We start from the raw sequence: 21245 nt of genomic DNA, 5'->3' as shown, positions 1-21245 counted from the left end.
ATGAATCAAGTCGCGCTCATTACCGGTGCCGCCGGTGGTCTCGGCCAGTCGGTCGCTCGTCGACTCGCGGCAGAAGGCTGGCAGCTGGTTCTAGTCAGCCGGGATCCCAGCCGTTTACAAGCCATTTACGGCAATGCCCATTTGCAGATTGCAGCGGATTGTTCCTCCTTCGAAGGTGCGGCGCATGTAATTTCGACGGCCGAATCTGCGGGTTTGCTACCTCAGGCGCTCGCGCATTGTGTCGGCAATATTCGTCTTGGCGCATTACACCGAATGAGCCCCAAGGATTTTGAAGATTGCCTGCAGGCAAATCTGGTGAGTGCATTTGCAACCCTGAGTGCCTTTGTTGGTGGCTTACGTCAGCGTAATTTGCCGGGTAGTGCCGTACTGGTATCTTCTGTCGCAGCGCAGATCGGTACCCCGAACCACGAGGCGGTTGCTGCGGCCAAAGCCGGGGTAGAAGGCCTGGCGCGCGGCGCTGCAGCGACCTACGCTCCTTATGGTATCCGCGTGAATGCCATAGCACCGGGCATAATGGATTCCCCGGCAACACAAAATATTCTAGGCACCGAAGCCGCACGGGGTGCTGCTGCCCGACAGTATCCGATACCGGGCATTGGCACCACTGATGAGCTGGCCGAACTGATGGTGTGGCTCATGTCGGAAAACAGTGCGCGGGTGACGGCACAGGTGTGGTCGGTCGATGGTGGGTTTACAGGGGTTCGGCCACTGGTCAAGTAGCCGCCATCGCCCAAAAAAAACAAGAGCCGCATGATGCGGCTCTTGGTGTTTAATCGGTCTGGTTGCTGGTCAACACTTCGCCTGTGAGCTTGTTCATCGCACGTACCCAATAGTTAGGGTAAGCAGTCCGAATAAGCCGGACATAATCGCGAACGACTTCAGGGCTTTTTTCAAGCTCCTCAAAAAAAAGCCACTGCTCACTTGCATTGTTTCTGACCTCGATTTTGAAACTCAGTCCCATAGAGTCTCCTTTAGTAGAGAAAGTCGGCGTCAGACAAATGCCACCATCTTGGCTGATCCGGAATCCAGAGCCCGAACCAAATAGTCCGGGTAAATCTGTTTGATCTTCTGTACGCGTTTCTTGAGTTCGCTCAGGCTGGTTTCAAGAAACTCAAGGGCTACCCACTCATAAGTTGACGGGTTGCAAACTTCAATTTTGTAGGTCATGTCTTCTCCACGCCCATTCTATGGGTCTAGAAGAACTATAGCACAGATGTCCTAGACATAAGCAGTTTAAAATACGTAAAACATGATTTCATGGACTTTTGTTCATACTCAAGATCGATTATTTGTATCGAGTTCTAATCGATTTGACGGTAGTTTCAAACATGGCATTGGGGGATGACTTGCACGCAATTCGATTCCATGAGCCATCCGAGAAGAGAACCCATCAATGTCAGGTCTTCTTGAATTACTTCGCAGTAATTTCTTCGTTACTGTCAGCGTGGTTGTGAATGCACCATTGATTTTTACCTTTCGCTTTTGCTTGATACATGGCTTTGTCAGCAAGAGTTACAAGCGTGCTCGGATCGAATCCACTGTGTTGACTCAGTGAAATGCCAATGCTTGCTCCCACACAGACCATGTGGTGACCAATATCAACAGGCTGAAGAATTTCTAACAGAATACGATCTATTAGTTTTTGATAGTCATCGCCGTTTTGTAGATCATTGAGTACAACCACGAATTCATCACCACCAATTCTTGCTACAGTGTCGTGTTGCCTTACTGTGAGGTTCATTCTTTTGGCGACTTCGATTAGGACAGTATCACCGGCATCATGTCCGTAGAGGGCAGCGCCTGAATGACTCCATGGCTTTTGCCGCTATCCAGATGGATGGTTATCATGGCTCGACCCGAATTTCGTCTTCCGTAATTGGACCGCACTATCGCCTTTTGATATCTGCCATGATGACCGGGGGCAAAATCTGCACGTCAAATTATGGCTTGTTGTATAAGAATATAAATTATTTGATCTTAATCAAAGCTGCGGGACGATTATGGCTTGAGTAACAGGCGAAAATGTTAGGCTAATTTCACCTCATGGGCAGTAAGCATTGAAAGATGATTTGAGCATGGATCGGTGGTACGTCATTGTGGCTTTAATGTTGTCTCTGGGCTGGCAGGGCATTGGCACTGCTGTCTCTGCCGAAATCCGATTGGGCATTCTTGCCTGGCAGGGGGAGTCTGCCTCTGCTGCCCAGTGGTCCCCGTTTGTGAATGCCCTCCAGCAGAAACTACCGCAACATACCCTCGAACCACGCTACTACGACCTTCAGGGTATGGCGAGGGCTATTCAGGCAGGTGCGGTGGATTTTGTCATTACTAACCCCGGGCACTATGTGGCGCTTGAGTATGACCTGGGCATCAGTCGGATCGCCACCCAAGTGCCGGAAAGCTCCCACGATGCGACGCATACGGTCGGTTCGGCGGTGATCGTCCGGTCGGATCGTGCCGATCTGCAAGTACTGACCGATCTCCGCAAAAAATATCTGGCCGCCGTGTCGCCGGAGGCTTTTGGGGGGTATCAGGTGATCTGGTCAGAGCTCAAGACCCTGGGGCTGGATCCGGAGACAGGTGATGTCAAACCCGTATTCACCGGATTTCCGATGACGCATGTGATCGATCAGGTGCGCAATGGCCAGGCGGATGCCGGTGTGATCCGCAACTGTCTGCTGGAGCAGCAGATCAGTGCCGGCCTCGTCAAACCGGGGGAGTTCCGGGTGCTTTCACCTCATCAAAGCGACTTGCCCTGTGCCACGTCCTCCCGTAACTACCCTGGTTGGGCTTTTGCCGCCACCGCTGATACTCCCGGCCAGCTTTCCCGTTCGGTACTGATTGCTCTTTTGTCGTTGCCTCCAGGCAACACAGGGCAACAGTGGGGCGTGCCGGCGGATTATCATCCGGTGCATGACATGCTACGTGATTTGAAAATACCGCCGTATGATTTTCTACGTCAGCACAGTTTTGAATCCTATGTACGTGAATACTGGCCTGTAGCGGCGGGTCTTTCAGCGGTGCTGCTGTTCTGGCTCCTGTATACGGTGCGAGTGGAGGTCATGGTGCAGCGGCGGACACGCGAACTCTCGGCGGCGCTCTTACAGCGCGACGAACTGGAAGAAAACGTCAATGCCCAACGCCAGCAGATGGAACATCTGTCGCGACTCTCCATTCTCGGTGAGCTATCCGGCACACTGGCGCATGAACTGAATCAGCCGCTGGCTACGATGACTAACTACGCCCGCAGCCTAACCCGGCGGCTCGCCCGCGGGAATCTATCGCCGGAGGCCACCGCGCAGGCGGCTGATGAAATTGCCAATGAGTCAGAGCGTGCAGCCGGCATCCTCAATGGCATCCGGGCCTTTGCCCGTAAAAGGATCCGCAGCCGCGAGCATTGCGAGGTAGTAGCGCTGGTCAACGAGGCCGTACACCTGTTTCGTGGCATGGCCGCTAAAGCACCGGAGGTACGGATTGAAGACCAGTTACCGCAGGACAGCCGCTGGGTCGAGGCTGATCCCCTGCAGATCCAGCAGGTGTTGCTTAATCTGCTGAAGAACGCGATGGATGCCCAGAGATCGGCCGGCGCTGCCGATCCCTTGGAAATCATGCTGGTCTCTGGGGGTAGCGGTTGGGTCCATGTGGTTGTACGTGACCATGGCTGTGGTTTGAGTGACGATCAGCTTGAACGCTTATTCGAGCCCTTCTTTACGACTAAGCAGGATGGCATGGGTCTTGGCCTATCGATCTGTAAAACCATTATTGAAGCGCACGGCGGCGCATTAAAGGCCCTTCTGCCGGAAGACGGTGTCGGCCTGCGGATGATCTTTACCCTGCCGCTCAGCCGGAAAGCGCCAGGGCAAATAGCCCGACCGATATCAGACAAGGATGATGTGTTATGACTACCCCTGAGATTCATGTCGTCGATGACGAGGCGCCGTTTCGGCGTTCACTGGTCTTTCTGCTGGAATCGGCGGGCTGGTCAGCCATCGGCCATGAATCGGCTGAAGCCTTTCTGGAAGCCGCACCTGCATTTCCGGCCGCAGGCGGTTGCCTGGTGCTGGATATCCGCATGCCGCGGATCAGTGGGCTGGAACTGCAGCGTCGGCTGAATGCACTGGGGAGTGCATTCCCCGTGATTTTTATGACCGGACACGGTGAGGTCGAACTGGCGGTGCAGGCTATGAAGGAAGGTGCTATCGATTTTCTGCAGAAGCCCTTCAAAGATCAGCAGTTTCTGGATACGGTGGAGCGCGCGGTAAGCATCAGCGTGGCGCGGCAGACAGCGAATCAACGTTGTCTGGAGGCGCGACAGATACTGGCCAAACTGTCACCCCGGGAAACCGAAGTGGCCCGCCACCTAGCACAAGGCTTATCGAACAAGGAAATCGGTCGCGAACTGAACATCAGCGACAATACCGTGCATGTGCACCGGCAGCATTTGATGGAAAAATCCGGTGTTAGTAGTGCGGCCGAGCTGGCACGCCTGATTCTGCGTGCCGACCCAGCCGGGCTTGATGACTAGAATCGTTAGTTGCTGCTAGGAGTTGCACCCTGCTTTTCAGCTTCATGCTTTTTGGCGGCAGCGCGTGCAGCGGCAACGGCGCGCTGCTTGTCAGCTAGCGGTGGGAACGGGCCATACTTGTGCTGGTCGGCCGGTGCGCCATCCACATACGGTGGGAAAGCGGCATCGATTGGCTTGTTCCAACGTGCGGGGAAATCCTGATCCAGATTAGCCTTATGCGGACGCGGCTTGGAAAGGATGTAGGCAGCCACATCAAACGCCTGTTCATCAGTGAGCGTCGGGTTCTTGTGGTTGGTCCCCATCGGCATGTTGTGCTTGATAAAGCGCATGGCCATGATCAGACGATTCATACCGGCACCATCGCTAAACGAATCCGGACCCCAGACAGGCGGGAAAATATAACCTTGGGCATCCCCTTTAACGCCTACGCGTTTGCCGAGGCCATTGTCGCCATGGCAGCTGGCACACTGTTCGTTATAAATCTTCTCACCGGCAGCCAGATCGGCACGACGGTTAGGCGGCTTCGAAGGGAAGGTGGCAGAACCTTCAACCTTGGCACCCACCGGAATGCCGGTCGACAGGAAGTGGATGTAGGTCACGTAAGCCTTCATCTCGCGGGAGTCCAGAGGTAACGGCTTGCCAGCCATACTGCGTTGCATACAGCCGTTGACGCGTTCTTCTACGGTACTCAGGTCATCTTCGCGGCCACGATATTGCGGGAATGTCGCAGTAACCCCCACCCAAGGCATGGCGTAGGGTTTGCTCGCATTTTCTTCGTGGCAAGAGGTGCAGGCCAGGTTATTACCGGCGTAACGCATTTTCTTGTTCTTTACTTCCGGGCCGATATAGGCAAAGGTACGTGTCGTCAGTTCATGGCCGTAGCGGGCGAGCTTGCCGTATTCATCATCGGGCAGGCTGCTGATATCGGGTTGCGGACGGTCAATCAGACTGACCTTGGCGGGGGCCGCCGTCTGGGCAAGCGCTGCGGAAATCGCCAGGGGCAGGGCCAGGAGACTGGCTGCTATGAGGCGTGTGTGTTTGTGGTTCATGGTGAACTCCTTTCAAGAATCTTTAAGCTGATTCTAGGAGTCACCAGGTTCGGGCAGAATTCCCCGATTGAGTGATGTCTATAGCCTAAATCGGTTATAGGCGCTGAGCAGACGCCTAGTGAGGGGTGGGTAAGGTGCTTATAGGGGCCGAACCTAAAGCCAATTGGCCGGGCTCACCATAGATGAGGGTCAGTGCTGATTCAACTTTAGGTGCTTGAGCAAAACAGGTTTTAACCAGATCCGTGTCTTGATACCACGCAGCATTGCCCCGAGCTTCATCCATAAACGATTTCATGACCAGAGCGATATCAGGATTGGCCAGACCTGCAGTTCGGAGTTTTTCAAATCCCAGTGAGCAGGCGCGGGACAGATCCTTGCCGCTGGCAATGGACAGAATTCTCAGTTGGCTGGGCGCAGCACTGTTGAGAAGCTGCATGAAATTTTCTTTAGTACCGGGTACCAGGTGATTCAAGATGCGTTCGGCGGAGATGTTTTCACGCACGCCAAGGTTGCTGAGGTCTTCAACAGCGGGGTAAAACAGTGTCCGGAAATAGGCAAAATCCAGGCGTATCGTAAATAAATGAATTTTCTCGGCAGCGGGATCAGACTGTAGTTGTTGTATCTTCTTGTCGGAAACGCTGCCCATCTAATCTACGCGGTAAACCGGGATCTGAATGGTATGTAAGCCTTTGCGCAAGTCAGACCATGTCAGCGAGATTGGTACGCGGGCATCCGTCATGCCCTTCATCATTTTGTTGGCGCGCGCTTCAGTGTCGGCTAGTACGGAATTACCCACAACGGCGGTGGCTCCACCGACCAGCGCCGAAGTACCACCTGTGGCGACCAGGGTGGCAGCGCCCAGCAATAGCTTTGCTGAGCCTACAAAGTCACTGTTTGAATCAATCGCACTACGCACATTGATCGTGAGCGACAGCTTTCCCGGATTGAGCAGTGATCGAACACCTAGAACGGAGAGGGGTACGATCTGAATAGGAGCCGTGCTTAGCGAAGCGCATTCTGCACCATTCTCGCGGCCATCAAACGTTGCAACGGGTATATCCATCTGATCCATTCGGCTCTTAAAACCATTGCTGGTGACCGATAGCACCAGTTGAACCTTGTCTGAACCCCAGAAACTACTGGATGCGAGGCGGGCACAGCTGCCCACAGGAACGACTTCAGATGTGATACTGACATAGCCGTCACCACCGGCGCCATCTTTTAGCCAGCTGGGTGGATCGGCCCGCGTCTGGGTCGGATGCATCTCCGGAAAAAAGAAGGTGCTCGCCTGTGACGCAACGGGCAGGATCAGGCATAAGCACAAAAGCGCCTGCTTTAAGCGGGGTTTCAGTCTTTTGAATTGAGCGTGGCGCATTCGCGGATTTTACCCGCGTTAACTACACGTGCAGAATATTCTGATGCCCAGGCGTCTGCGCTTAGAGCAGCTTGGTGCCTAACCACCAGGCCGCGGCAGCAATTAAGGCACTGCAGGGAATGGTGAGAATCCAGGCCCAGACAATGTTGCCCGCCACACCCCAGCGCACGCGGCGGGCACCACGGGTGGAGCCAACGCCGGCGATGGCGCCAGTAATGGTGTGCGTCGTCGAAACCGGAATGCCCAGTGCTGTAGCAAAGAACAGGGTCATGGCACCGGCACTGTTGGCACAGAAACCCCGTGCCTGATTCAGCTTGGTAATGCGGTTACCCATCGTTTTTACGATACGCCAGCCACCGAACATGGTGCCTAGACCCATGGCCGTGTAGCAGGACAATACCACCCAGGCAGGCACGTGATCGCCTGATTTCGAAACACCGGCCGCAATGAGCAGCATCCAGATAATACCGATCGTTTTCTGGGCATCATTACCGCCGTGCCCTAGGCTGTATCCAGCTGCAGAAACAAGCTGTAGGCGTCGGAAGTGCTTATCTACTTTGCTGGGCGACATGTTCCTGCAGAGCCAGGAAACAATCACCATCATCAGGCTACCGATGGTAAAGCCCAGGAATGGGGCAATAAAGATGAAGGCAATGATCTTGAGTACGCCGGCCGAAATGAGGCTGCCGAAGCCGGCCTTGGCAACGGCGGCGCCAACCAGGCCGCCCACCAGCGCGTGCGATGATGAAGAGGGAATGCCGTAGTACCAGGTGATGACATTCCATACGATGGCGCCAATGAGCGCGCCGAAGATGAGGTAGTGATCGACAATCGAAGGATCGATGGTGCCCTTACCAATAGTCCCTGCAACTTTGAGCTCAAACAGGAAGTAGGCCAGAAAGTTAAAGGCCGCGGCCCAGATCACTGCCTGGTGCGGTTTGAGAACACGCGTTGATACGATCGTGGCAATCGAGTTAGCCGCATCATGGAAGCCATTCATGAAATCGAACAGCAGCGCCACGATAACGAGGGTGATGATCACCCCCAGGCTCATTTGCAGGTTATCCATGAATCGCGCGATCAGGAGTTTTCGAGGACGATCGCTTCGATCGTGCCGGAGACATCCTTACAACGATCCGTTACGGATTCGAGGATCTCGTAGATTTCCTTGAGTTTGATGACCTGACGAATGTCTGGCTCATCACGGAATAGCTTGGACATCAGTTCACGATGCATGCGGTCGGCATCTGATTCCAGTTCGTCGATTTCATGGCAGATGGTCAGGATGTGCGGACCGTTCTGCATGCTGTCGAGAAGCTTCACCACGGAGGTGATGTGATTGCAGCAGCGGGCAGTGACTTGCGCCAGAGCAACGGCTTCCTGCGGGACTTGCTTGATATCGTAGAGCGAGACCGACTCGGCGACATCCTGAATAATGTCCAGAATGTCATCCATACCGCTGATCAGTTCGTGAATCTCGTCCCGGTCAAACGGGGTAATAAAAGACTTGTGCAATTGGGCCAGGGTTTCATGCGTGACCTTGTCAGCCTGACGCTCCACCGCATCAATCTCGTCGGCAAGACGGGCAACGTCACCCGATTGGGTGGCCAGCGCCGTAATCAGATCGGTCAGCAGCGAACCACCCTTCGCAATCAGCGCCGCGTGGTCGTTGAAGTGATCGAAATATTTGCCCTCTTTGGGCATCAGTTTGCCGAACATGGGAGTCCTATGCGTTTCTCATAAAATTGAAACGTTATTGTAATCCCTGTGTAAGGTATTGCGTTAGCGGGGCAAGGGTTAGAATGGATATCTCTTACCAGAAAAGACACACCATGCGCTTGAGTGCTAGTACCATTTTCTTATCATTACTGTTGCTGTCAGCCTGCAGCATCACCCAGTCTCCGGTCAAGGTCTCAGACAGCGCGCCTCAGGAAGTGGTGCCGGTGGTCCCGTCTGTGACTGAATTACCTGTCTCGGCCGTAGCCGAACGCTCGCCAACCACGATGGCCTCGCCGAAGCCTGCGGTGGCGCCCTCTGTATCGCGGGATGGCTTAACTCTGACGGCTTTGCCACAGATCGCCCGTCAGCTCCGTAAAGACCCGTCCGTTGCCAGAAAGTATGCAGGTCAGATCCTGCAGGGCAAGGCGAAATTCGTTAAAACGGCCAAAGGTAATCCGAATGCCGTCGTCGCTGATGTGCGGGTGAGCGGTTTAGGTGAAGTCTCGCTCTGGTGCCGCAATGTCACGGAAGGTACAAACACATTGGCGGCAGGGAAAGCTGTTTCGTTTGAGGGGCTGCTCACGGGCAGCATTTATACCTCAGAAGACTTCAGTCACGATGTCACTTTGAAAGACTGCCGATTCCACGAATAATGCCAAAGGGGCATCGGCAGTCTAGTCTGCTTTGGCGCAGACTCTAACTCGGTCAGTTAAGCGCTGGCCTTCTTGAGAATGGCGTAGAGCTCATCCTTCAGGTGCAGCTTTTCCTTCTTCAGGGTTTCGATCTCTTCCTGCGTACCAGATTCGATATGGGCTTCCATGTTCTGGATCTTCTGGTCCAGCTCGTTGTGCTTGTCGAACAGGTTGGTGAAATGACGGTCAGTCGTTTTGAGGCGGGTGATCAGCTCACGGTATTCGGGAAACATGCTAACTCCGTTAATAATGGACAGGGACGAATCTTCGCCCTCTGGTTAATTTTACGCCCTTGCACGGGTGACGGCCAGCTTATTCCGAAGTTGGGGCAGGCTTTTTATCGTTAATTTTGGCCTGAACTTTGCCGTTAATGCGTTTGAAGAAGCTCAGCTTCTCCGGGAAGTGCTGGGTGACCCAGGCAACCACGGTGTATTTAAGGAGCTTGCCAGCAAAGAGTGCTGCAAATGCCTCAAGAATTCGATCATCCACGATGCCGAAGAATATCAGCAGCGGCATTTGCGGTAGCGGTGAGGCACCCACCCCGAAAATGGCCCAGACGCCGTAATCATTAATCCACCGGGAGGCTTCCTCCCAGGTTTGCGGGCTGATCAGATTCGGGAAAAGGTGGTGGATTTCGTTATAGCCGAGTAGGTGCGCAACCCCCACAATCACGGCACCGGCCATCGCGCTGCCCAGTGAACAGGCGGCGCTCAGCGACAACCAGCGACGTGGTGCCATCAATACGGCCGTGACAATCACGGCAGTGACCGGATAGGCCGCACTGATCGTGCCGCCAAAGGAGATCAGTGCGCAAAGGCCAAGCAGGTGGTTACTGCGGTTGGCACGTTCCATCCAGACCTGAAGCTTCTGCTCCAGGTGTTCCAGGCGCTTACCCATGCAGAGGACCGTTCAATCGATACGTCCTTTGCGCTGGATCAGCTCAATCTTGTAGCCGTCCGGATCTTCAACAAAGGCGATGACCGTGTTGCCATGTTTCATCGGACCGGCGTCACGCACCACGTTGCCGCCAATCGCACGGATTTTGTCGCAGGCCGCATACGCGTCATCGACTTCTAGAGCGATATGGCCGTAGGCATTGCCAAGCTCATATTTCTCGACACCCCAGTTATAAGTGAGTTCAATGACCGCGTGTTCCGATTCAGGGCCGAAACCGACAAAAGCCAGTGTGAACTTGCCTTCCGGGTATTCGTTCCGACGGAGCAGGGTCATGCCCAGCACGCGGGTATAGAAATCCAGCGACTTGTCGAGGTCGCCGACGCGCAGCATGGTGTGTAGTAAACGCATACAGTATCTGGTTACGCGAACAGAATTAGGGCGAGAATACCGCCCAGGATGATCCACTTGCCGGCGTAGTAAGCTGTACGATTGCGCGATTTCAGACCCTTGGCCCAGACGCGGCCCTTGTAGACCACACCAAAGATCTTGTTCAGGATGCCAGTCTTGTCACCTTCGGCATTGGGTGAGGCGGCAGCACCGACCACGTAACGGCCGAACCAGCGATTGAAGGCTTGGATCCATGAACCAGCCAGCGGGCGCTCAACGTCGCAGAAGAAAATCAGACGATCTTTATCGGTGTCGTTTTCAGCGTAATGAATAAAGGTCTCATCAAAGAATACGCTCTTCCCGTCGCGCCAGCTATAGCGTTCGCCGTCGACCTCGATGAAGCAGCGGTCGTCGTTGGGGGTCGATAGGCCCAGGTGATAGCGAATCGAGCCGGCATACGGATCACGGTGACGCACCAGGCGGGCACCAGGCGGCAGGTGGGTAAACATAGCGGCCTTGACGTTGGGTACCTGTTTGAGCAGACCGCAGGTCACCGGGCAAAGTTCTTCAGCCGACGGGTGGGCCGTGTCGTACCACTTCAGATAGAAGCGTTTCCAGCCGGTGCGGAAGAACGAGTTGAAACCAACATCGTTATAGGTATCTGAAGCTTTGATCTGCCCCTGTTCGGCCAACTTCAGGCCCTCTTCACGAATCTTTTCCCAGTTGTCGTCAAAGATCTTCATTTCCGGGAAGTTGCTGGCGTCCAAGTAAGGTACGTTGGGTACCGTTGACGCGCCATAGAGCAGCACATTCACCGGTGCCAGAAAGGTAGAGTGGTCGGTGATCTGGCGGAACGGGCGCAGACGCACCTTGCCACGGAAGTGCACGAACATGGTCGACAGCAAGAAAATCCAGATAATGGTCCACTTCACAGGCGGTTCCTCTTGATGAATCTCAAATAATTGACGCAAAGCATCATTATCACCGCCCATGCCCACTCCTGGCAAATCAGGCAGATAGCGTCCTGGAGGTGTAGACGGCTGGTAGAATGGCCGCATGATCCTGGCCGAGCAAGTTGCAGACGTTTTCACGCCCGAAGGGCCGCTGGCCCGCCAGGTGCCTACCTTCCGGCCGCGTGCGCAGCAGACGGAAATGGCTGCCCGTATCGCCGAAGCGATCATGACGGAGTCCGCCTGCCTGGTTGAAGCCGGCACCGGGACCGGTAAAACCTATGCATATCTGGTGCCCGCCATGCTTTCGGGCGGGAAGGTCGTGCTCTCGACCGGTACCAAAACCCTGCAGGACCAGCTCTTCGAACGTGATATTCCCATGGTGCGCGAGGCACTCGGGGCACCGATCCGGGTCGCCTTGCTCAAAGGGCGCAGTAACTATGTCTGCCTACATCACCTGGAGCGGGCGCATAGCGAAGGGCGTTTTTTGCAGAAGGAAGATGCCCGCCACATTCAGCATATTCTGCGCTTCTCCAGAATCACCAAACGCGGTGACAAGGCGGAATGTGCCGATGTCCCCGAGTCGGCCTCGGTCTGGCACATGGCGACTTCGACCAAGGATAACTGCTTGGGTAGCGAGTGTGCCCGTTATGACGAGTGCTTTGTTGTCAAAGCCCGACGCGAGGCGCTGGAAGCCGATCTGGTCGTCGTGAACCATCACCTGTTCTTCGCGGATGTGGCCCTTAAAGAAGAAGGCATGGCCGAGCTGTTGCCCAACTGCAATACGGTGATTTTCGACGAAGCGCATCAGTTGCCGGAAACCGCCGGCATCTTTTTCGGCCAGCGTTTTTCCACCACGCAGGTACTGGATCTCGCACAGGACGTGCGCATGTCGGCACTGGCCGAAGCGCGTGACTGTCTGGATCTGCCTGTGCAAAGTGCGGCTCTGGATAAAGCTGCGCGCGATTTCCGCCTCACGCTGGGCAATGACACTGTGCGCCAGCCGGCAACCCACATGGTGCGTCATGCCGAGTTTCTCAAAGGCCTCGATGCTCTGGCGGAGCGTTTGGCATTGATGAGCCAGTTGTTACAGACCCAGGCTGGTCGCTCGCCGGATCTGGAACGCGCCTGGCAACGTTGCATTGCACTGGAACAGGATCTGGCCCGCTGGAGGCGAGGCGCTCTGGGGGAGGGCACGCAGGGTGGCGGCACCTCGGTGGCAGCCGAGACGCCGCCGGATGGTGCCACGGACGGTGCAACCTCGTCGAGCGATTACGTCTATTGGGTTGAAACCCTGGGGCATGGACTACATTTGCATGCCACGCCCCTGTCGGTGGCTGAACCCTTTACCAAACTCATGGCGAGTAGCCCACGGAGCTGGATCTTCACGTCGGCCACGCTGGCCGTGCAGGGTGATTTTGCACATTATCAGGAGGCCATGGGCCTGCACGATATTGTGTCCTACTGCTGGGACAGCCCCTTTGATTATGGCCAACAGGCCATGCTCTGCTGCCCGACCGATCTGCCCGACCCCAACAGTGCCGACTACACCGACCGACTGGTCGACAAAGTATTACCCCTGATTCAGGCGGCCGAAGGCCGCACGTTCTTTCTCTGCACCTCACTGCGCGCCATGCAGAAGGTGCGCAGTCAGCTGGAAACCCGCCTGGCGTTTCATCAGCCCGAAATCAGCATTCTCTGTCAGGGCGACGCTGCTAAAAATGAACTGCTGCGTCGTTTCCGCGAATCGGGCAATGCGGTACTGGTCGGGTCCCAGAGTTTCTGGGAAGGCGTGGATGTTCCCGGTGATGCCTTATCCCTGGTCGTTATCGATAAGCTACCCTTTGCTGCGCCGGATGATCCGGTGCTGTCGGCCCGCATCGATGCGCTCAACCGTCAGGGTAAAAACGCCTTTATGCACTATCAGTTGCCGCATGCGGTGATTAATGTGAAGCAGGGCGCGGGCCGTCTGATCCGCAGTGAACGGGATCAGGGCGTGCTGGTGATTGGCGACCCCCGTCTCGTGACTAAAGCCTATGGTAAAAAAGTCTGGCGCAGCCTGCCGCCGATGGCGCGCACACGGGATATTGCCGAAGCGGAAACATTTCTGATTCACACACTTAAAGATCATGTTGCCTGATCGTCGATTACTGGAAGCTACACTTGGCAGTGGTGCGCTTGCCGAACGCCCCCATCTCTTCTCTGATCGTATCGTTGACATACCCGCGACGGAGTTGTCCGAACTGGCTGGCTTTGTCCAAGCGGTCAGTGCACTGGTGACATTACCGTCCTATCAGGACGCGATTGCCGAACGGCAAGGCACTACCTTTGCGTTGCAACCGCCCGGTGTCTGTTTGGGCTTTGATTTTCACCGAACACCGGATGGCCCCAAACTCATCGAAATCAACACGAATGCCGGTGGTGCCCTGCTGGTGACACTGCTGAATCGTGCCTGGGGCTTTGCGGAGAAGGCCGATACGGCAGAAGCACAATTGCTGCAGATGTTCCGTCAGGAGTGGGCGACATGGCAAGGCGAGAGCGGCGGTATCGTTCGGCCATTGGTCTGTATTGCTATCGTCGACGAATCTCCCGAGCAGCAGTATCTGTACCCGGAATTTGTACGCTGGCAACGGTTATTCGAGTCAGCCGGCATCCACACCTGTATATGCGGCCCGGAGGCTTTGCACTGCGATGCACAGGGCAGGCTGAGCCACAACGGCCAGCCGATTGATCTGCTCTACAATCGGCTGACCGACTTCAGCCTGGCCGACCCTGCGCTGGCCCAGATTGCCCAAGCCTGGCAGCTTCAACTGGCCGGCGTCAGAAGCGGCACGCTGATCACCCCCCATCCGGTGGCGCATGCCCTGTGGGCGGACAAACGTAATCTGGAGTGGCTGTCCGATGCTCAGCAATTGGCGGCTTTGGGGCTGGATGCAGTGATGGTTGACGGTATTAGTAGGTGCGTACCGCGCACGGTGCTGGTGGATGCCGCCCAGCGTGAACAGTTCTGGACGACCCGTAAAACACGATTTTTCAAACCTCAGGCCGGTTTTGGGTCACGTGCCACCTATCGCGGCGATAAGCTGACCAAGCGGGTGTTTGACGAGATCCTGCAAGGTGGCTATGTGGCGCAGGACTTTGTGCCACCGCCGGAGCTGCCGGTGGTTGAACCGGTTACCGGCGAAGCGACTGCGCTCAAATACGATCTGCGAGTCTTTGCCTACGCTGGGCAGATTCTGCTCCTAGCCGCACGTCTCTACCAGGGACAAACGACCAACTTCCGTACCCCGGGCGGTGGTTTCGCTCCGGTGCGCGAGATCTCAGACTAAGTCGCTGCGGTTGCTCAGGGTTTGCGGTCTGGTGTGGCAACGCGGCTGCTGTACTCAGGTGCTTTGGCCGAATCGGTAATCAATTGTTGCTCCAGATCAGTGAGCACCAGTGCCAGTGCCTGCTGCTGGCCATCAATCAGCGCCTGCGGCGATTTATCCTTCAGCGCTACCCGTTTAGAAATCCGGGGAGAAGAGAACAGGTAATTGGTGGCCGTAAAGCTGGAGCTGGCATAGAACTGGATGCTGACAACGGCTTCAGGTTGATTACGGTAGTCTCCGTAGAATTCATCAATTACCCCCTGCAACTGGTACTTGGGAAAGAACACGGTGGACTGTTCCACAATCTGTGTGAAGCCATTGGATTTGACCAGCCAATCCCGGGTAGCGTTGCTGACCATATCCCGTGGGTAGATCAGGTACACATTGTAGAAATCCTTTTCGTAGCGATTGTCCGAAAGACGGTAGACCAGTGATTTACCATCAAACGGTGCATTTGCTGAAAAATTGCCCATTTTCAGGTGCATGGCGACAGGGGTGGTGCGAGGGGCACCGGTGCGTTCCGGCGCTACCAGCCAGCTGGACTGATCGGCATTGGGTCGTGAAAGTGAACAACCGGATAGCAACACAGCGGACAGGAACATCGCGCCGATGGCCTTTACAGTGCTGATGCGGCTCAAGGTGGGCATGAATTTCATGAGAGTCATGGGTTATCCTATTAGCCTGAAGTTTAGGGTGCCACGCGCTTGGGCGGTTGGCCGAAGAGCAGCCACGAGGGGTATTGATTGGCTTTTTGCGAAAGATCGTTAACGTTATCCGTGATCTGCCGCACGTTATCGGCTGAAACGGTAAGATCGCCCTGCATATTCGTCAGGGTCTGGCGCAGCACAATGATTGATGCGGTGAGTTGTTCCACCATGATCGCCAGTTCTTGGTTGTCGGTCGCCTTGTTGAGTTTGGTGAGTATCTGATTCAGCTCGCTCACTGAATTGTTCAGGCCGCCATTCCCTTTGCTGCCATCACCCGCCACCATCCCGTTCAGATTGGTGAGCAACAGATCGACACTTTTCTGAGTGCCTCCCAGATCCAGCTTGTTGAAGTTCTGCAGGGCATCTTCCACATTGTCAAGCAGAACATTGACTGGGCTAGGCTGGGAGGGAATGACCGGATAATCAGGAGTCCAGCTATAAGGCAAGGTACCCATCTTGGTCGGGTCTTTCACATAATCGAGTTCGATATAGTTGACGCCTGTAATGCCCTGGCCTCGAATCTGTGCCCGCAGCCCATCGGCAACCAGCTTCTTCAGATACTCTTCATCGTCGGATGTGCTAGGTGGGTTGATCTCCATGCGAACCACCACGTACTGTTTACGTTCAGAGAATGGTATTTTTTCCTCATAGATCAGGCCTGAGAGACTGATCATTTTGACCTGGCCGATGCGCACACCGCGAAAGCGCACCGGTGCGCCAACGTCCAGCCCCTGTACGGACTCCTTGATATAGGTCTCGACGATTTTTGTCTGGGAAAACAGGTTGCGGGCACCGAAGATCAGTGTCAGTGCAACGAGTGCAGCGGCACCAATCAGAACAAAAATACCAAGCCGGTAATACTGGGCGCTGTTTCGAGTAGCCATAGTGGTTGGGTCTCAGGGCGTCTGTTGTCTAGTGAGAGGTCGCAGAGGCGTTACTGGCCAAAGCGTTACGATTAAAGAATTGACGGACCAGTGGGATATCGCTGTGGTCGCGCAGCCACTTTGGGTCACCTTCGGCGATGATGCCTTTCGTCGTTTTATCAAGCATGATGACCCGGTCGGCAATCGTAAAAATGCTGGGTAATTCATGAGTGACTACGACAAAAGTGATTCCTAGACTACGAGAAATAGACAGAATGGTCTGGTCGAGTTCCGCGGATGTAATTGGGTCCAGACCAGCAGACGGTTCATCAAGAAACAGAATGTCCGGGTCCAGTGCCATGGCACGGGCAATGGCGGCTCGTTTCTGCATACCACCGCTGATTTCTGAGGGCATAAAGGATTCGAAGGGGAGTAAACCCACCAGATCCAGCTTGCAGCGGGCAATTAGCGACATTTCGTCGGTGCGGAGCTGCGTGTATTCTTCAAGAAATAGACGCACATTCTCAAGTAGTGTCATCGACCCAAAGAGGGCACCTTGCTGATACATCACGCCGAATCGCGTCAGAATCTCCTGTCGCGCAGCACCTTCTGCTGTCACGATATTCTGACCTTCGATCATGACCGAGCCCTGAGGCGGTTCGTAGAGACCGATCATGTTCTTGAGCAGGCTCGATTTTCCGCAGCCAGAGCCGCCGAGAATCACGAAGATTTCGCCACGTTTTACCGTGAAATTGAGGTTTTGCAGAATAATGTTACTGCCGTAACCCACGGTGAGATCCTGGACTTGGATGATGTCTTCAGCAATCACCGGCGTCGTTTGCGAATTATTTGTCATGACCATCAGAAGCCAGTCTTGTACGAAATGTAGGCAAACAGACCATCGACCATCACAATCAGAATCAGGCTAGTCACCACGGCGCGTGTGGCCGACAGGCCGACGGCCGCAGCACCGGTCCCCGTTTGCATACCACGCAGGCAGCCAACGCCGGCAATGATCAGACCGAAGAGCAGAGACTTGGTCAGTCCGGAAAGAATGTCGTTCATGTGAATCGTTTTGAGAACGGCTTCATAGAATGTCACGAAAGGCACCTGATAGGCCAGCATGGTCAGTGAGGCAGCAAAGATGCCAATCAGATCGGAAAATAGAGAAAGGATGGGGGCGACCAGCAGGCCTGCCAGTAGGCGGGGTAGCACCAGAAAGCGGATGGGGTCGATGCCGCCGGTGACTAGCGCATCGACCTCATTGTTCACGGTCATGGTGCCGATTTCGGCGGCAAAGGCGGCCGACGAACGACCGGCCAGCAGAATCGCCGTCATCAAGGGCCCCAGTTCACGGAAGATCGACAGCGACACGAGGTTGGCGACAAAGGTTTCAGCGCCAAACTGTTTAAGTCCAATGGCCGACTGGAAGGCCAAAATCACGCCGATCAGAAAGGCCACCAGAGAAACGATGGGAAGCGCCGCAACACCCGCTTCCACGGCAACGGCTACAAAATCGTTCCAGCGCACTGTTCTCGGGTTGCGGAATGCCCACCCGAGATTGCTGGCCAGCTGACCAATAAAGACAACTTGATTGCGGGCATCATTGAGAATGTCTTCCGTACTTTTACCGATCCGTTCGACCAGGCCGGTGTGCGGTCGATGATTGCTGAGCTGGGCCGGGTAGAGATCGTCAAAAGGCTGGTACTGGGCTATCAAAGGTGCGTAGCGTGCATCAAGGTTCAGCAGCTGCGTGCTGCCACCAGCACGATTCTGGGCTTGTTGCAGATCGATCAGAAATGCAATACCGGCCCCATCCATATAGGTCAGCTGCTTTAGATCCACTTCCAGTCGGCTACCCGAAGCTGTTAGAAGCCAGTCAGCCTGACGTTGACGAACGGATTGCCAGAGATTACCCAGTGTATGAGCGTTCAGATGGCCGGAGAGTGACAGGCATGCAACGGATCCTGTAACCGACCAATCGGCAGCGGCATTCAATGTATTATCGGGCGGCAAAGCAGATGCCATGGCTGGATTATTCCGGGAAGGCTTGCGTAAAGTATAAGGCCTCCATCAGCTGTCCTGGTTGATTCAGCGAGCCGAACCAGCGCTGGAAGAGCTCACCAATCACCGGTGTACGGTAAGTGCGTGACAACGTGGCATTGACAGCCCAGCGGAAATCCGGATCGTTCGGTGCCATCATGACGGCATAGTATTCAGGTGCAAAATCCTGAGGCAGCAGACGGAAACGGGTGCCCAGTTTGGAGCGGATCAACTGGTCAAACATGACCAGGCGGTCACCGGCAATGGCATCGACGTCTTTATTGGCCAGCATATTGGCGGCAGCCTCGAAGCTCTTGGCGTCGACCAGGGTTGCCTGCATCTGGCCGCTGGCAACCGCCTGCTTGAGCAGCTTACTGGTCGTGCTGTCCCGGACGACGGCGATTTTTTTAGACGTCAGGTGGTCCAGTTTTTCTAGGTCGGCATCGGTGCGCACGGCAAAGGTGGCACCCTGGATAAAGGTCGTCAGGCTGAAGCCGAAGCGGCGCTGACGATCCAGGGTGTTAGAAGTGGCCGAGCATTCCAGATCAGCATCGCCGGATTCAATGGCATCAAAGCGAGAGCGGGTATTGGTTTTGACCCAGCGCACATCCATCAGTTTCAGGTCGAGCTGGGTGACCAGCTGCGAGGCGATGATTTTGCAGAGATCAATGGTGTAACCGGTAGGTTGTCCGTCATCACCCAGTAGGGAGAAGGGTGCCAAATTGGGATGATAGGCAATGGTCAGTGCCTGGCGCTCCCGAATCCGCTGGATCACCGGGCCATTGAGCGGCGGACGATCGCTGGCTTCGGGGGTCTGGGCGATCGAAGGGCCGCTGAGCAGTAGACTGGTGGCTAAGGTCAGAGCGGCCAGTAGGATATGGCAGAAACGCATGGGAAATCCTGTCAATGAATCTATGAAGTTAAATCGGGATGTTAAGCCGGGATTTTAGGTCGATAGGTGCGTAGCACGCTGTGCCAGCGCCATTGGGCCTGGCTGAAAAATGGTCAGGTCCATGATTTTAAGCGTGGGGCTGATCAATGGCCTGAAGTCCATGTGCGCCAGAATGTCACGGTCAAGGTTGATACCCGGTGCGATTTCCGTGAGCATGACTCCTGACGGGCAAAGCTCGAAAACACAACGCTCGGTAATGTAAATCACCGGCTGCTGGCGTTGGGTGGCATAGCGGCCACTGAAGGTGCGTTGCTCCACCGTTTGCACGAATTTGCGGACCTTGCCCTCTTGGATAATTCGGAGCTGGCCACCTTCCACTGCGACTTTTAGACCGTCGGCGGTGAAGGTGCCCACAAAAACCACCTTCTTGGATGATTGGCTGATGTCGATAAAGCCACCGGAGCCGGCCAGCTTGGGGCCAAATCGGGAGACGTTGAGGTTACCCTCAGCATCTGCCTGTGCTAGCCCCAAAAAGGCAATGTCGATGCCCCCGCCATCATAAAAATCGAATTGGTAGGGCTGATCGATAACGGCGTCATGGTTGACCGCCGCACCAAAGTTGAGCCCGCCCAGAGGGATCCCGCCCACGATGCCGGGCTCCGCCGTCAGTGTCATGAAATCACCAACACCTTCTTCGGCCGCGACATTGGCCACGCCCTCTGGCATGCCGATGCCCAGATTCACGATCGAACCCGGGCGCAGCTCCAGTGCGGCTCGGCGGGCAATGATCTTCCGCTCTGTGAGCGCCATGGGGGCCACTGCATCCAGGGTGACGCGTTCGTGGCCGGCAAAGGCCGGGTTGAACTGCTCGGCAAAGGTCTGCTGATGGTAGGCCGGATTTTCAGCAACAACCACGTAATCGACCAGCATACCGGGGATGCGCACATCCTTGGGCTTCAGGGTGCCGCGTTCGGCCAGACGTTCGACCTGAACAACGACCTTGCCACCGGAATTGTGGGTGGCCATGGCGACCGCCAGAGATTCCAGTGTCAAGGCTTCGTTTTCCATGCTGATATTGCCGGCACTGTCGGCGGTGGTGCCGCGCAGGAAGGCTATGTCGATCGGAAAGGTTTTGTAGCGTAGGTATTCCTGGCCATCAATCTCGGTCAGGAAGACATAGTCTTCCGTCGTCCGCGCATTCAGCTTGCCGCCGCCATGGCGGGGGTCCACGAAGGTATGCAGGCCGACATGCGTGAGCAGTCCGGGCTTGCCGGAGGCAATGTCCCGGTAAAGCTGCGACAGCACCCCCTGGGGCAGGTTGTAGGCTTCGATCTGGTTACCGGTGGCCAGCGCCCCCAGTTTGGGAATCAGTCCCCAGTGACCGCCAATCACGCGTTTGAGTAGACCCGGCGGTGCCAGGTGGTTGAGCCCACGTTCTTTGCCATCGCCCTGGCCGGCGCCAAAAACCAGCGTCAGGTCGCGAGGCAGTCCGCTCTCCAGATAATGCTGCTCCAGTGCCACCGCCAGATTTTCCGGGAAGCCGATACCGACAAAGCCGCAGGTGGCTAGCGTGGCACCGGAGTCCACCAGTGTTGCGGCTGCTGCCGGGCTGATCACTTTAGCGTGGTTGCCTGATGCGCCATGGGTGGAACCCATCATCGGTGGTGCTGCCAAGGGATTCATTCAATTGCTCCGTGTTGGGCTACACTGGCTTTAAGCACGAGTTTTGGGCGTGCGGGACTTGAAAAAAGACGTTTAGC

23 protein-coding genes and 1 pseudogene are annotated in these 21245 nt (G+C 55.4%); 6 read left to right on the top strand and 18 right to left on the bottom strand.

Annotated elements, in window-relative coordinates; genetic code table 11:
• On the top strand, window positions 1-741 hold the full coding sequence (locus tag AC3GOJ_RS03510) for an SDR family NAD(P)-dependent oxidoreductase (protein ID WP_488236078.1): 741 nt from the start codon (window positions 1-3) through the stop codon (window positions 739-741).
• A gap of 49 nt (window positions 742-790) precedes the next feature.
• On the opposite strand, the gene AC3GOJ_RS03505 is transcribed toward AC3GOJ_RS03510, so the two are convergent.
• The 3 genes and pseudogenes from AC3GOJ_RS03505 to AC3GOJ_RS03495 form a co-directional block, all read right to left on the bottom strand.
• Complete coding sequence (locus AC3GOJ_RS03505) at window positions 791-982, bottom strand: hypothetical protein (protein ID WP_488236077.1); 192 nt, start codon at window positions 980-982, stop codon at window positions 791-793.
• A gap of 29 nt (window positions 983-1011) precedes the next feature.
• Window positions 1012-1188 (bottom strand): hypothetical protein, encoded by a 177-nt coding sequence (locus AC3GOJ_RS03500; protein WP_488236076.1) that lies wholly within the window; start codon window positions 1186-1188, stop codon window positions 1012-1014.
• A 244-nt stretch (window positions 1189-1432) separates the two neighbouring features.
• A pseudogene (locus AC3GOJ_RS03495) lies at window positions 1433-1801 on the bottom strand (diguanylate cyclase domain-containing protein); the annotation flags it as partial.
• Between the two features lie 295 nt (window positions 1802-2096).
• Here AC3GOJ_RS03495 and AC3GOJ_RS03490 point away from each other — a divergent pair.
• Together AC3GOJ_RS03490 and AC3GOJ_RS03485 are read left to right on the top strand one after the other, a co-directional pair.
• Window positions 2097-3920, top strand: a complete 1824-nt coding sequence (locus AC3GOJ_RS03490) for a sensor histidine kinase (protein ID WP_488236075.1) — start codon at window positions 2097-2099, stop codon at window positions 3918-3920.
• Window positions 3917-4543 carry a response regulator transcription factor gene (locus tag AC3GOJ_RS03485; protein ID WP_488236074.1) on the top strand — a complete coding sequence of 209 codons (627 nt, stop codon included), beginning with the start codon at window positions 3917-3919 and terminating at the stop codon, window positions 4541-4543. Before AC3GOJ_RS03490 ends, AC3GOJ_RS03485 begins: the two co-directional genes overlap by 4 nt.
• Window positions 4544-4548: 5 nt before the next feature.
• On the opposite strand, the gene AC3GOJ_RS03480 is transcribed toward AC3GOJ_RS03485, so the two are convergent.
• The 5 genes from AC3GOJ_RS03480 to AC3GOJ_RS03460 form a co-directional block, all read right to left on the bottom strand.
• Entirely contained in the window at window positions 4549-5592 is a 1044-nt protein-coding gene (locus AC3GOJ_RS03480; protein WP_488236073.1) for a c-type cytochrome, read from the bottom strand.
• 115 nt (window positions 5593-5707) lie between these two features.
• Window positions 5708-6238 carry a hypothetical protein gene (locus AC3GOJ_RS03475; protein WP_488236072.1) on the bottom strand — a complete coding sequence of 177 codons (531 nt, stop codon included), beginning with the start codon at window positions 6236-6238 and terminating at the stop codon, window positions 5708-5710.
• Window positions 6239-6967: a hypothetical protein gene (locus AC3GOJ_RS03470; protein ID WP_488236071.1), complete on the bottom strand. Its 729-nt coding sequence runs from the start codon at window positions 6965-6967 to the stop codon at window positions 6239-6241.
• A gap of 61 nt (window positions 6968-7028) precedes the next feature.
• Entirely contained in the window at window positions 7029-8036 is a 1008-nt protein-coding gene (locus AC3GOJ_RS03465; protein WP_488236070.1) for an inorganic phosphate transporter, read from the bottom strand.
• Window positions 8037-8047: 11 nt separating this feature from the next.
• Window positions 8048-8686: a DUF47 domain-containing protein gene (locus AC3GOJ_RS03460; protein WP_488236069.1), complete on the bottom strand. Its 639-nt coding sequence runs from the start codon at window positions 8684-8686 to the stop codon at window positions 8048-8050.
• A gap of 113 nt (window positions 8687-8799) precedes the next feature.
• On the opposite strand from AC3GOJ_RS03460, the gene AC3GOJ_RS03455 reads away from it, so the two are divergent.
• Window positions 8800-9339 carry a hypothetical protein gene (locus AC3GOJ_RS03455; protein ID WP_488236068.1) on the top strand — a complete coding sequence of 180 codons (540 nt, stop codon included), beginning with the start codon at window positions 8800-8802 and terminating at the stop codon, window positions 9337-9339.
• Window positions 9340-9395: 56 nt separating this feature from the next.
• On the opposite strand, the gene AC3GOJ_RS03450 is transcribed toward AC3GOJ_RS03455, so the two are convergent.
• The 4 genes from AC3GOJ_RS03450 to AC3GOJ_RS03435 form a co-directional block, all read right to left on the bottom strand.
• Complete coding sequence (locus AC3GOJ_RS03450; RefSeq protein WP_488236067.1) at window positions 9396-9611, bottom strand: HP1242/YdcH family protein; 216 nt, start codon at window positions 9609-9611, stop codon at window positions 9396-9398.
• A 79-nt stretch (window positions 9612-9690) separates the two neighbouring features.
• The gene (locus tag AC3GOJ_RS03445) at window positions 9691-10275 is read right to left on the bottom strand and encodes a YqaA family protein (RefSeq protein ID WP_488236066.1); all 585 of its coding nucleotides are present in this window, start codon (window positions 10273-10275) and stop codon (window positions 9691-9693) included.
• Between the two features lie 12 nt (window positions 10276-10287).
• Complete coding sequence (gene gloA, locus AC3GOJ_RS03440) at window positions 10288-10683, bottom strand: lactoylglutathione lyase (RefSeq protein WP_488236065.1); 396 nt, start codon at window positions 10681-10683, stop codon at window positions 10288-10290.
• Window positions 10684-10694: 11 nt separating this feature from the next.
• Window positions 10695-11594 carry an aspartyl/asparaginyl beta-hydroxylase domain-containing protein gene (locus AC3GOJ_RS03435; protein ID WP_488236064.1) on the bottom strand — a complete coding sequence of 300 codons (900 nt, stop codon included), beginning with the start codon at window positions 11592-11594 and terminating at the stop codon, window positions 10695-10697.
• Between the two features lie 124 nt (window positions 11595-11718).
• On the opposite strand from AC3GOJ_RS03435, the gene yoaA reads away from it, so the two are divergent.
• Window positions 11719-13752, top strand: a complete 2034-nt coding sequence (gene yoaA / locus AC3GOJ_RS03430; RefSeq protein WP_488236063.1) for a DNA repair helicase YoaA — start codon at window positions 11719-11721, stop codon at window positions 13750-13752.
• Complete coding sequence (locus tag AC3GOJ_RS03425; protein ID WP_488236062.1) at window positions 13742-14941, top strand: hypothetical protein; 1200 nt, start codon at window positions 13742-13744, stop codon at window positions 14939-14941. The genes yoaA and AC3GOJ_RS03425 overlap by 11 nt, the downstream gene beginning before the upstream one ends.
• A 14-nt stretch (window positions 14942-14955) precedes the next feature.
• Here AC3GOJ_RS03425 and AC3GOJ_RS03420 read toward each other — a convergent pair whose 3' ends face one another.
• The 6 genes from AC3GOJ_RS03420 to AC3GOJ_RS03395 are packed head-to-tail and all read right to left on the bottom strand — an operon-like array spanning window position 14956 to window position 21168.
• Window positions 14956-15645, bottom strand: a complete 690-nt coding sequence (locus tag AC3GOJ_RS03420) for a hypothetical protein (protein ID WP_488236061.1) — start codon at window positions 15643-15645, stop codon at window positions 14956-14958.
• Window positions 15646-15668: 23 nt separating this feature from the next.
• Window positions 15669-16571 (bottom strand): MlaD family protein, encoded by a 903-nt coding sequence (locus AC3GOJ_RS03415; protein WP_488236060.1) that lies wholly within the window; start codon window positions 16569-16571, stop codon window positions 15669-15671.
• A gap of 28 nt (window positions 16572-16599) precedes the next feature.
• On the bottom strand, window positions 16600-17406 hold the full coding sequence (locus tag AC3GOJ_RS03410) for an ABC transporter ATP-binding protein (protein WP_488236059.1): 807 nt from the start codon (window positions 17404-17406) through the stop codon (window positions 16600-16602).
• Window positions 17407-17411: 5 nt separating this feature from the next.
• Window positions 17412-18578, bottom strand: a complete 1167-nt coding sequence (locus AC3GOJ_RS03405) for an ABC transporter permease (protein ID WP_488236058.1) — start codon at window positions 18576-18578, stop codon at window positions 17412-17414.
• 7 nt (window positions 18579-18585) lie between these two features.
• Complete coding sequence (locus AC3GOJ_RS03400) at window positions 18586-19485, bottom strand: amino acid ABC transporter substrate-binding protein (protein WP_488236057.1); 900 nt, start codon at window positions 19483-19485, stop codon at window positions 18586-18588.
• A 54-nt stretch (window positions 19486-19539) separates the two neighbouring features.
• Window positions 19540-21168, bottom strand: coding sequence for an acyl CoA:acetate/3-ketoacid CoA transferase (locus tag AC3GOJ_RS03395; protein WP_488236056.1), 1629 nt, complete (start codon window positions 21166-21168; stop codon window positions 19540-19542).
• Window positions 21169-21245 lie beyond the last annotated feature (77 nt).

This window comes from Fluviibacter sp., assembly GCF_057744235.1.
The sequence above is the reverse complement of the archived record's forward strand: the minus strand, read 5'-3'. Positions and strand labels throughout refer to the sequence as shown.